This is a genomic window from Lactobacillus taiwanensis, from assembly GCF_017894345.1.
In the GTDB taxonomy this organism is placed as follows: domain Bacteria; phylum Bacillota; class Bacilli; order Lactobacillales; family Lactobacillaceae; genus Lactobacillus; species Lactobacillus taiwanensis.
This window is the reverse complement of record NZ_CP059276.1, coordinates 1,388,395-1,400,403: the sequence shown is the minus strand read 5'-3', so window position 1 is coordinate 1,400,403 and position 12,009 is coordinate 1,388,395. Positions and strand designations below refer to the sequence as shown.

Here is a 12,009-nt window from a genome sequence, read left to right as displayed (position 1 = left end):
ATACATTGACTATTGTAACCGCTTTACATAGAATTGAATATAAGAAGTGTTAATACTATCCGAATATAGAAAAGAGGATCACTTGTATGTATTATTCAAAGGGAAATTATGAAGCTTTTGCAGACACAAAAAAACCAGCAGATGTGGATAAAAAATCTGCTTACATTATTGGTAGTGGATTAGCTGGTCTTTCGACAGCATTCTTCTTAGTTAGAGATGCCAAAATGGCTGGTGACAAGATTCATATTTTGGAAGAATTAGATGTCGCTGGAGGTTCTTTAGACGGAACTAAGCGTCCTAATGCTGGCTTTGTAGTTCGTGGTGGTCGTGAAATGGAAGACCACTTTGAATGTATGTGGGACATGTATCGTTCTGTTCCTTCATTGAGAATTCCTGGTGCATCTTATTTAGATGAATATTATTGGCTTGATAAGGAAGATCCTAACTCGTCAAATTGTCGTTTAATTCATAAACGTGGTAATGAACTACCAACTGATGGTTTATATCAACTAGGCTCACATGCTAGTGAAATAGTTAAACTAGTTTTGACACCAGAATCTGAGATTCAAGGAAAGACTATTGAAGAATGGTTCTCTCCAGAATTCTTTAAGTCTAATTTCTGGACTTATTGGTCAACAATGTTTGCCTTTGAAAAATGGCATTCACTTGCGGAAATGAGAAGATACTGCATGAGGTTTATTCATCATATTGATGGATTACCAGATTTTACGGCCTTGAAATTTAATAAATATGATCAATATGATTCTATGGTTAAGCCATTACTTAAATACTTGAAGGATTATGGAGTTAAATTTGAATATGGGGTTCAAGTTGAAAATGTTTTAGTTGATCATGAAGGAAACGAAAAAGTTGCTAAAAAGATTGTCATGAAAAAGAATGGCAAGCAAGAAGATATCGACTTAACTGAAAATGATCTTGTTTTTGTAACTAACGGTTCAATTACTGAAAGTTCAACTTATGGTAACCAAACTACGCCAGCACCAATCACTCATGCTAAAGGTGGTTCATGGAGATTATGGGAGAACTTGGCTAAGCAAGATCCTGCTTTTGGACATCCAGATGTCTTTAGTGAAAACTTACCAGAAAAATCATGGTTTGTTTCTGCAACTACAACCTTGAAGAATAAGAAGGTAGCTCCTTATTTTGAAAGATTAACTAAACGTAGTTTATATGATGGAAAAGTAAATACTGGTGGTATTATTACAGTTACTGATTCTAACTGGGGCTTAAGTTTTACTATCCATCGTCAACCGCACTTCCCAACGCAAAAGCCAAATGAAATTGTAGTTTGGATTTATGCTTTATATTCAGATACTGAAGGAAATTATATTAAGAAGAAGGTAGTTGACTGTACGGGACAAGAAATTGCTGAAGAAATGCTTTATCACTTAGGTGTACCAGAAAGTGAAATCAAAGAACTTTCTTCAGAAGAAAACATGAATACTGTTCCTGTATATATGCCTTATATAACTAGTTACTTCATGCCTCGTCATGATGGTGACCGTCCAGCCGTTGTACCAGAAGGTTCAAAGAATTTAGCCTTTATTGGTAACTTTGCTGAGAGTCCTAGTAGAGATACTGTCTTTACTACTGAATATTCAGTTAGAACTGCGATGGAGTCCGTTTATACCTTGCTTAATGTTGATCGAGGCGTGCCAGAAGTATGGGATTCTGTCTATGATATTCGTGAATTGCTTCGGGCTATGTACTACATGGCTGACAAGAAGAAGTTAGCAGATCAAGACATACCTCTTCCTGAAAAGCTTGCTGTAAAGGTAGGAATGAAGAAGATCAAGGGAACATGGATTGAAGAATTGCTTGAAGAAGCAAATTTGATTTAAGATTGTAACAATTTATTTAAATGAGAATTTCGAAAAAAGGTTACGGCGTTTTGAAGTCGTAACCTTTTTCTTATGCTGTAAATAATTATTGGGTATCTAATTTTTTGAACATTTCAATATCGGTAATTTTATCTAAATTAACTTGAATTCTATTTTGACTAGGGATCTGACTAATTGATTATCATGATAGAAATTATTATAGTGGGCAGGTTTTGAAAGAAGTAAATGTGCTTCATCAATAATAACAATATCTGCTTTTTCTTGTTTTTTATCTAATTGATTGATGAAACTAGTTGGTCTTTGAAAATTCTTTTTTAGTAGTTCTGGCAGCGGACCAGCAATTTGTTTATAAACCTTAAGAATTTTAGGATGATTTACTAGAAAATAATTATTAGTTTAATAAAAATTACTATTTTTATAATGTCGTAATTTTTGTATTTGATCAAAGAGGAAAGAAAGTACAACACCTTTTTCCAGTTCCTGCATCGAAATAAATGATAAAAATCGCGGGGAAGTTATTTTGAAGATATTGATTAGTAAAATCAATAATTTGAGTAATTAAATTTTGTTGTTCAGTAGTTAATTCTTGTAATGGAGAAAGTTTATCAGTAGCATTATTTTGCATGTGGATACTTGCTTTTTAAGAAAGATAAAATAAAAGCCATGAAAAACATGGCTAAATACTATTTTGAAAATTTATGATAGCTGTAGAAAATTAATCTTCTTCAAATAATACACGTGTAGCTTCTGGTACAGAAATATCTTTTTGAAGAGGGGTTAAGCTACCTATTTCGGAATTGCGACGGTATAGGGTAGCATTATTAGTATTTTGATTAGCTACTACAAGATATTTTTCGCTCTTATCCCAATTGAAGTCGCGTGGGAAGGAACCAAAGACAGAAATTCTTTGAGCTAGTTCAAGTTTTCCATCATTTAAAACTTTGAAGACAGCAATTGAATCATGTCCACGATTAGAAACGTAGATAAATTTCCCATCTTTAGAAATTCTAATTGCTGCAGCACCATTATGATCGGTAAAGTCTTCAGGAATAGTTTTATATGTTGCAATGTCCTCAAAGTCCCAAGTTTGTTCGTTTAAATGAGCGACATTAACTTGACTAGATAATTCGCCAACAATGTACATAGTTTTACCATCGGGTGAAAATGTAATATGACGAGTACCAAAGCCCTTTTCCATTTGGTAGCGAGCTAGGTGTTTTAATTTATCTCCATCTAGTCTATAAAAATCAACGGCATCAATTCCAAGATCGCATGAAACTAAATTACCGGCTGGAGTTTCATCAAAGAAATGAGGATGAGCTGCATCCTGCTCTGGTCTTGGTCCATGTCCTTCATGTTTTTCATTTGTGACGAAGGTTAATTTTACATTTTCATCATAAGAAAAAACGTTGATGGTTGCTAAATGATAGTTTGCAGTGAAGACTAAGTGCTTTTGTGGATCAACGCTAATATAACAAGGAGCTGCGCCCTCATGAAGGTAAGTATCTAATTGTTCTGCTTTTTCGTCTTTAATTCGATAAGTAGCAATTCCACTTTGGTTACCATTTTGAATGATAGTAAATAGTAAATCGCCAACTAGTTGAAAATAAGTTGGACGATCAAGTTCAACAATATTTTTAACATTGTCTAATTTAATATCATTTCCATTATTTTCTGCATCTGCAGTATAAATGCCTTTTGAATCATGGCTAGTATAGCCACCAAACCAAACTTTCATATTATCCTCCTAATTAAAAATATGTCATTTTCATTTTCTACCTTTTAACTGAAATAGGCAATTGTAATTAAGTATTATCGCCTAAACGTAGCTGTATGGTAAAATTTAAAGGAGAGGTTGATAAAAATGAAATGGAATTCTACAATTACTGCTATTGGATCAGAGGCATTAGATCCAAAAGATAATATCGTAATTTTATTTGATAATAAAGTAACAGATAAACTAAGAGATGTTGCTGTATTGCAAAAATTTGATCAAGCAACATCTGTTGAAAAGTTTGTTTTTAAAAAAGACGATTCAATTACGATTGATGGGACAACATATTTATCTTTGTATGTTGGTCCAATGGTACAGATGAATATGCAGGCTATTGGACATGCAACACTAGTCTTTACTGATGAAGTACCAAAGAAGCCAATGACAAATGCGATCTATCTAGAAAAAGATCCTAAGGAAAAAATGCCTGAATTTAAAGTGGGAGACTGGATCACCTACGAACATAGATAAATAGATAAGAGGAAAGCTATGGAGGTAAAGAAACATCATCATACAAGTAATGTCTTTGTGAAATGGTTTTTAAATAATCGTTTTAGCATAGCATTACTTAATATTTTGTTGTTCTTTTTAATTATTCTGGTATTTAACCAAATTTCATTTGTGTTAAATCCTTTCTGGACATTTTTTAATGCAATTTTGCCACCAGTATTAGTGGCATCCATTCAGTATTATTTAATGAATCCAGTAGTTGATTGGATGGAAAAGAAATTAAAAGTGCCCCGTATTATTACAATTATTTTGTTATTTGTAATTGTTTTAGGTGGACTAATTTGGATTATTAATACGCTAATTCCAATTATTCAACATCAGACTGATTCTTTAATTAAAAATTGGCCAACTTATTGGCAGGATGCTCAAAAAGGTTTTGAAAAGATGATCCGCGATCCGCGCTTAAATGGAGTACGTGGGGGAATTAATCATGCTATTTCTGATGCACAAACCAAAATGTTTAAAACTGGTCAAGATAGCTTTAATTTAGCTTTGAGCAATTTATCCTCTGCTGTTAATGTAATTACAATGATTTTTATGACTCTGTTAACAGCACCGTTTGTTTTATTCTTTATGTTAAAAGATGGCCATCGCTTGAATCCGTATGTGACTAAGTTCGCTCCTCAAAGACTACAACCGAGTTTTTCAAGCTTACTTAGTGATATTAATGGAGCAGTTGCTGCTTACATTAGGGGACAAATTACTGTTGCTTTTTGGGTTGTAGTGATGTTTGCGATAGGTTATTCGATTATTGGGTTAAATTATGGAATTACTTTAGCTGTTTTAGCAGGTATATTAAATATGATTCCATATTTTGGGACCTTTATTGCATTTGTTCCAGCAATTATTCTGGGGTTAATTAATTCACCAATGATGCTGGTTAAAATTTTAATAGTTTTTGCAATTGAGCAAACCCTTGAAGGTCGTGTTATTTCTCCATTAGTAATGGGGAATAAGATGAACATGAATCCTGTTACAACAATTTTATTATTGATTGGAGCGAGTGCCGTTGCAGGACTATGGGGCGTAATTTTTGCGATTCCTGTTTATGCAGTAGTTAAAATTATTGTAACTAGACTATTTAATTACTATCGTAAAATTTCTAACCTTTATGAAGAAATATCAGTATCAGATAATGATAATGATTTGAAACCTAAAGAATCAAATTAAAAATAAGCGTGGTACTTGCCTTTCTACAGGTGCTACGTTTTTTTACAAAAGGAGTTTTTTGATGACTAATCATGTTGTACTATATGAACCATTAATGCCAGCAAATACTGGAAACATTGCTCGTACTTGTGCTGGTACCAATACAGTTTTGGATTTAATTGAACCATTAGGTTTTCAAATTGATAACAAGAAAATGAAACGTGCCGGTCTAGATTATTGGGACAAAGTCGATATTAAAATGCATGATGATTTAGAAACGTTTTTGAAAACTCTAGGTCCAAATGACGAGATGTACTTAATTTCAAAGTTTTCTTCTAAGAATTATGCTCAAGTAGACTATACTGATCCTGATAAAGATTATTATTTTGTTTTTGGAAAAGAAACAACTGGTTTACCAGAAACTTTCATGAGAGAGTATTATGATCGTAATCTACGAATTCCGATGTCTGATAATATTCGTTGCTATAATTTATCAAATTCAGTTGCCATGGTTTTATTAGAAGCTTTAAGACAGCAAGGTTTTCCAAATATGGAAAAGAGCCATCATTATGAAAATGATAAGTTGAAAGATAATTATAACCGTCCAGAACGTTATGAAAGAAATGTAGGAGATAAGTAAAAATGGATTTTAAAAATATGACCCCAATTGTTGTAAGAGCATTTCATTACGATTTGAATGACGAGCAGCAAGTAAAGAATGAAGTTAATGTTTCTTTGAGACAAGTTTACCAAGATTTGGATGATGGAACTCAAGATGAAGGAAAGAATGGTAAATATTTTGAAATTGCTGTTCCATTCGAAGTTGCGCCAGCTCCGGGAGACTTTACCGTTAGTGGCGTTATTACGAGAGTTGTTCAATTTATTGATTACTTTGGTGATGGATCCGATTTAGAGCCATCAGATTATCAATTACTTTCTAGACCACTAGTAGAACAAATTGAAACTCTAACTTATGAAATTACCCAATTAACTTTAGATCATCCTGTAAATCTTAGCTTCAAATCAAACTTTAATGAACTAAACAAAGATGATAAAAAAGATAAAGATGATAATTAAACAGATTGAGAAGGTGTCTTGATGGCTAAAAAGCGAAAACGCAGGGCAAAAAGAAAGAAGACAACTACCAAAAAGAAAAAACAAAGTATGGAATGGGTTCTTACGGGAATAGTACTTGTTTTGGTAGCTGTTTTAAGTTGCGTTCATTTCGGTTTGTTTAGTCAACAGTTGATTAACTTAATTCGATTCTTTGTTGGCGATAGTCACTATTTAGCTAGCATTATCCTTGGTCTTTTTGGCTTAATCATGGTTATTTATAATCAACCACCTCACTTTAGTCTAAAGCGGGGTAGTGGATTAGGGATCTTCTATTTAGGTTTATTACTATGGGAAAGTGCTCGCGTTTTTAATCAAATGATGATTCATCAAGGCTTTTTAAATGCCTTCTTAACCTCAATTGGTGAAGAATTTGCTCAAGCTCAAATTACTACTAAAGTTGGTGGTGGATTAATTGGTAGTATTCTGTATCAATTTATCTTTCCAATTTTAGGAACTATTGGAGCAGAAGCTTTATCTTTTTTGATGATGCTAGTAGGTATTTTGATGATTTGCAATGTCAAATTTGCAACTTTATTATCAGGCTTTCAAAAGGGTTCACAGTTAGTAATTGAAAAAAATAAAGATGCTGGAGTTGCTATAAAAAGTAAATATGATGATCTAGTTGAAAAGCATGAGCAGAATAAGCAAGAGAAGTTAAATAATCGAGAAAAACTGATGGATCCATTAGATGATCGCGACGAAACCTTTCCAAGTACGGCTGATTTCACTTCCGATCCTTTTTCAACTAAAACTAAGAAGAATGACAAAGAAGACAATGTTCCTCGCTTTGAACCTCAAATTGAAGTTTCTCAGGATAATGCATCTACACTAGAACCAGAAGTCCATGATTCTTTGACTGAGAATTTACCAATATCACATTCTTATGCCGAAGAAGATCAAAAGATGAAACAAGAACTTCAAAATGTTGATCACGGCGACTTAGAAACTAAACAAGGTACGCAAACTAAAAATGCCAATTATAAAAAACCGCCAATTAATTTGCTAGCATCTATAAAAAATGTTGACCAAAGTCAAGACAAAGCATTGATTCAAAAAAACACAGAAGTTTTGGAGTCTACTTTTAAGAGCTTTGGTGTTCATGTAATTGTGAAAAAGGCGGTTTTAGGGCCGACTGTTACTCGTTATGAAGTACAGCCAGCTGTTGGTGTAAAAGTAAGTAAAATTGTAAATTTGGCAGATGATCTGGCCTTAGCTTTGGCTGCTAAAGATATTCGTATTGAAGCACCAATTCCAGGTAAGCCTTTAATTGGAATTGAAGTACCTAATCGAACTACTTCTGCAGTATCATTTAAAGACGTAATGATCCATCAAGATCCTAAAGCAAAAGATCTTTCATTGGATGTACCGCTTGGTAAAGATGTTGAAGGAAAAATAATATCAGCTGATTTACGTAAAATGCCTCACTTATTAATTGCTGGATCTACTGGATCAGGAAAATCTGTAGCAATAAATACGATTATTACGAGTATTTTGATGAAGTCTTATCCAGAAGATGTCAAATTAGTTTTAATTGATCCGAAGATGGTGGAATTATCTGTCTATAATGGAATTCCTCATTTATTAATTCCAGTTGTTACTGATGCTAAACTAGCTACAAATGCCTTAAGAAAAACTGTTAAGGAAATGGAACGGCGCTACCAACTATTTGCTACTGGTGGTGTGCGTAATATTACTGAATATAATCAAAAGGTGGCCGAGAATAATGCTGATAAAAATAATTCAGTAATGGAAAAACTGCCGTATATTGTGGTAATTGTTGATGAGCTAAGTGACTTAATGATGGTTGCTGGTCATGATGTAGAAGATGCAATTGTTCGTTTAGCTCAAATGGCTCGAGCAGCTGGAATTCATATGATTTTAGCAACTCAACGTCCCAGTGTAGATGTTATTACTGGTTTAATTAAGGCAAATGTACCGTCAAGAATTTCTTTTGCTGTTTCTAGCGGGGTTGACTCACGTACTATTTTGGATCAGGTTGGCGCTGAAAAGCTCTTAGGACGTGGAGATATGCTTTTCTTGCCAATCGGTGCGGCTAAGCCTGAACGTGTTCAGGGAGCCTTTATTTCAGTAACAGAGGTAGAAAAAATAGTATCTTGGGTAAAGGAACAACAAGAAGCAGTATACAACGAAGATATGATTCCATCGAAGAATGATTCTGACTCTCAGACTAATGATGACGATGAACCAGAAGATGAGTTTTACGATCAAGCAGTAGCCTTAGTAAGAAAACAGCAGTCAGCAAGTGTATCAATGCTACAACGTCGATTTAGAATTGGTTATAATCGTGCGGCAAGAATTGTTGATGCAATGGAAGCTAAAGGCATTGTCGGACCTTCTGAAGGATCCAAACCTAGACAAGTACTTATTCCACCAGAAAAGGATGATGAAAAGTAATTATGACAAATATTTCAATTGACCATAATTTAAAATTTAAAACAGCCACTTTGGGCTGTTTTTTGCGTTTACCTTTAGATAAAAAAACTTTAGCTTTAGCAAACATTTTGGCATGTATGCAAGGCAATGCAAGTAAAGCATTTCCTGGAATTAAGGTTCAAGCAAGAACATTTTCTAATCTGTATAATGCAAGTTTACAGGTTTTTCCAGAAGTATTTGGAAACCAAATTGTTATTTTCTATACAATAAATTTTGTTGAGCCACGTGAAATCTTAGATCCAGATTATAATTATCAAGTAGTCATGGATGCTTTTTTCAAAGTAGTAAAAGAACCATTGTTTGATGAACAATTACTTGAGTTAGCGAAAAGACAGCTTGGACAAGAAGAAAAACAATATTATGAATTGCCAGCTAATTATGCTCTAAATGGATTTTTTAATACTTGGTATCGAGATACTCCAAATTATCAAAATAGTGTTTTTGGTGATGAAAAAACACTCAGAAATACTAGCTTAGAAGAGGTTAAATCATTTTTCGATACTTTGAAAAATGCTCCCGCTTTTTGTTTAGGACAAGCTCAAGATCCTGATAGCTTGACTGATTTAGTTCAAGAACAACTTGATTGGGCAGGATATTTTGATGATTTTGTGGTACCTACTCTTGCTATTCCAACCAAAGAAGATCCAATTGAAAAGAAAATCCAATTTAGAAGCGAACAAGCACAATTATTGATAGGTTATGGTTATGATCAGTCTTTACCAGTATCGTTTAAGCAATTTGGTGGACTCTTTTTAGGCGAATATCTTGCTGGGGATGAATCTTCTAAATTGTTTACTGAAGTTAGAAAAAAATTGGGTGCAGCTTATGCAATTGATGCCACTAATTATGTTAATAATTCTCTTTTCTTGATTAGTACAGGTATTGCAAAAGATAAAGTAGCAGCAGCAACTAAGGCAATAAAAGGTGGTGTAGCGGCAGTTCAAAACGGAAAAGTAGATAAGGATGTCTTTGAAAAAGCCAAGGTTGCTTTGAAGCGTAATTATCAAATAAGCGATGATCGTCAAGATTTGATATTAATTCAAATGTTAGCAAATGTTCTTAGAGGCTATGACCATTCTTTCGCAGAAAGAATTAAGGAAGTTGAACGCTTCAAAATTGATAAATTAATCGAATTTAGTCAAAAATTGTACTTTAATGAAAGCTATTGTTTAAAATGAAAAAATTAGATGTAACAACCAGAGACTATAGTTCTGGTTTTCGAGCAAAAGTAATTCGCAGACCACTTTTTGCTCAAAAATTTATGGGAATTATTGTGGATTTTGGTGGTAGCAATCCACAGAAATTATGTGGGGGAGCTCATTTTTTGGAGCATAAATTATTTGCTAAAAAGAATGGCGATATTTCACAACAATTTGAAGAAATTGGTGCGTCTACGAATGCCTTTACTACATACAATGAAACAATGTTTTATGCTAGTTTTACTGATCATTGGCGCCAGGTTTTACCATTGATTTTTGAATTAGTAGGAACAACACATTTTACTAAAAGCAATGTTTCTAAAGAAGCAAAGATTATTGCTCAAGAGTTAGCTATGTATCAAGATGATCCTAACTGGCAAGTTAACTATGAATTGATGCAGATGATGTTTCCGAAGACTAATTTGGCAGAAGACTTAACTGGTACCAAAAACAGCCTGAAAAAAATGACACCAGAAATTTTGCAAGAGATTTATGATAATAATTATGTTAGTGGCAAAATGGAATTTGTTGCTTGTGGCGGATTTAGCGATAATCAAACTAAAGAAATCTTGCGTGAAGTAGGAAAGCTTGAAAGAAAGTATTTGATTTCTAAAAAAGTTAAGCAAAAAAAAGCCTCGCTTGTAAATCCTAAGAAGCAGCATCAAACAGTCTTAGACTCTTCTTTAACTACTTCTCGTGTTGGAATAGGAATAAGATTGCCAAATTTTAAAAAATTGGGTTTGCGAAATAGTATAGCGCAAAGCATCTTGGAAATGATGCTGCAAGCCAAATTAGGGGTAACTAGTACTTGGTTTGAAGAAATGCAAAAACAGGGAGTCTTAAATTCGCCAATGGAATTGCAAGTATCTTATACTACAGAGGGTAATTTTGCGACGATTATTGGGGTTTCAAACAAACCGGATTTGTTTTTAGAAAATACTAAAAAACAATTGCTAGAAATGCCAATAAGCGAAGAAGCATTTGTCTTTCAAAAGAAAGAAGCCTTGGCTCAGACGATTAGAGAATTTGATGATCTTAGTACAATTGCGATTGAAGAAGCTGAGTACGGTCTTGAAAATGATACGTTTAATGAAGCTGCGTGGGCAATTCAATCTTTAAGTTTTAGTGAATTTTATACAGCAATTGATAATATTTTAGCTAAAAGTGATATATTTACTACAATTTTAAAAGGTAAAGAGGAAGCTGATTAATGAAGCGTGCAATAATTTTTGGTGCTACTGGTGGAATTGGGAGAGCAATTGCTAGTCGACTTGCTGAAACTGGTTGGTCCTTATACATTCATTACAATCATAGCAGTCAAGAAGCTAAAAAAATGGTAGATGAATTTGTTGAAAAATATCCACAACAAGAATTTTTTCCATTAGAACTTGATTTTCTGGCTAAAGATGAGAGTATTAAAAAAATTATTTCAAGTTTACTTCCCTTAAGTGCTGCTATTTTTACACAGGGAATTACAAATTATCAATTTCTTAGCAGTCAGAATCTAGAGCAAATAGAAAACGTTATTCGAATTAATCTTTTAACGCCTATAAAAATTACATCGCTTCTAGAATCACAACTTTTAAATCGTGAACATGGACGATTAATATTTATTGGATCTGTCTATGGCGGGCAAGCTAGTGCGTTAGAGAGCGTATATAGTGCAAGTAAAGGTGGCCTATCTAGGTTTGTACAAGGTTATGCTCGTGAAGTTGCGTCAGCTCATTTAACGGTAAATGTTATTGCTCCTGGAGCAGTTGACACACCAATGAACGCAATTTTTGATGCAGAAACTTTAAATGAAGTAAAAAATGAAATTCCCGCTGGAAGATTAGCTGAACCGAAGGATGTAGTATTTTGGGTAGAAAATTTACTTGATGAACGATCGGACTATTTGACAGGTCAAACAATATATGTTGATGGTGGTTGGCTTGTTTAAGTGATG

At 33.7% G+C, this 12,009-nt stretch carries 10 protein-coding genes and 1 pseudogene; 9 read left to right on the top strand and 2 right to left on the bottom strand.

Annotated elements, in window-relative coordinates:
• Positions 1-86 precede the first annotated feature (86 nt).
• On the top strand, positions 87-1,862 hold the full coding sequence (locus H1A07_RS06790) for an oleate hydratase (RefSeq protein ID WP_210144778.1): 1,776 nt from the start codon (positions 87-89) through the stop codon (positions 1,860-1,862).
• 171 nt (positions 1,863-2,033) lie between these two features.
• Here H1A07_RS06790 and H1A07_RS06785 read toward each other — a convergent pair.
• Positions 2,034-2,487: pseudogene (locus H1A07_RS06785) on the bottom strand (DNA/RNA helicase domain-containing protein); the annotation flags it as partial.
• Positions 2,488-2,577: 90 nt separating this feature from the next.
• Positions 2,578-3,600 carry a lactonase family protein gene (locus tag H1A07_RS06780; protein ID WP_210144777.1) on the bottom strand — a complete coding sequence of 341 codons (1,023 nt, stop codon included), beginning with the start codon at positions 3,598-3,600 and terminating at the stop codon, positions 2,578-2,580.
• A gap of 126 nt (positions 3,601-3,726) precedes the next feature.
• On the opposite strand from H1A07_RS06780, the gene H1A07_RS06775 reads away from it, so the two are divergent.
• From H1A07_RS06775 to ymfI, 8 genes are all read left to right on the top strand, one after another.
• Positions 3,727-4,107: a PTS glucitol/sorbitol transporter subunit IIA gene (locus H1A07_RS06775; protein ID WP_210144776.1), complete on the top strand. Its 381-nt coding sequence runs from the start codon at positions 3,727-3,729 to the stop codon at positions 4,105-4,107.
• 18 nt (positions 4,108-4,125) lie between these two features.
• Complete coding sequence (locus tag H1A07_RS06770; protein WP_210144775.1) at positions 4,126-5,316, top strand: AI-2E family transporter; 1,191 nt, start codon at positions 4,126-4,128, stop codon at positions 5,314-5,316.
• 61 nt (positions 5,317-5,377) lie between these two features.
• Positions 5,378-5,935: a tRNA (cytidine(34)-2'-O)-methyltransferase gene (locus H1A07_RS06765; RefSeq protein WP_210144774.1), complete on the top strand. Its 558-nt coding sequence runs from the start codon at positions 5,378-5,380 to the stop codon at positions 5,933-5,935.
• Between the two features lie 2 nt (positions 5,936-5,937).
• Positions 5,938-6,372 (top strand): DUF1149 family protein, encoded by a 435-nt coding sequence (locus H1A07_RS06760; protein ID WP_094496259.1) that lies wholly within the window; start codon positions 5,938-5,940, stop codon positions 6,370-6,372.
• Between the two features lie 21 nt (positions 6,373-6,393).
• Positions 6,394-8,826: an FtsK/SpoIIIE family DNA translocase gene (locus H1A07_RS06755; protein WP_210144773.1), complete on the top strand. Its 2,433-nt coding sequence runs from the start codon at positions 6,394-6,396 to the stop codon at positions 8,824-8,826.
• A gap of 2 nt (positions 8,827-8,828) precedes the next feature.
• Positions 8,829-10,043, top strand: coding sequence for a M16 family metallopeptidase (locus H1A07_RS06750; protein ID WP_210144772.1), 1,215 nt, complete (start codon positions 8,829-8,831; stop codon positions 10,041-10,043).
• On the top strand, positions 10,040-11,275 hold the full coding sequence (locus H1A07_RS06745) for a M16 family metallopeptidase (RefSeq protein WP_210144771.1): 1,236 nt from the start codon (positions 10,040-10,042) through the stop codon (positions 11,273-11,275). Before H1A07_RS06750 ends, H1A07_RS06745 begins: the two co-directional genes overlap by 4 nt.
• On the top strand, positions 11,275-12,003 hold the full coding sequence (ymfI, locus tag H1A07_RS06740; RefSeq protein ID WP_094496256.1) for an elongation factor P 5-aminopentanone reductase: 729 nt from the start codon (positions 11,275-11,277) through the stop codon (positions 12,001-12,003). Before H1A07_RS06745 ends, ymfI begins: the two co-directional genes overlap by 1 nt.
• Positions 12,004-12,009: the final 6 nt, after the last annotated feature.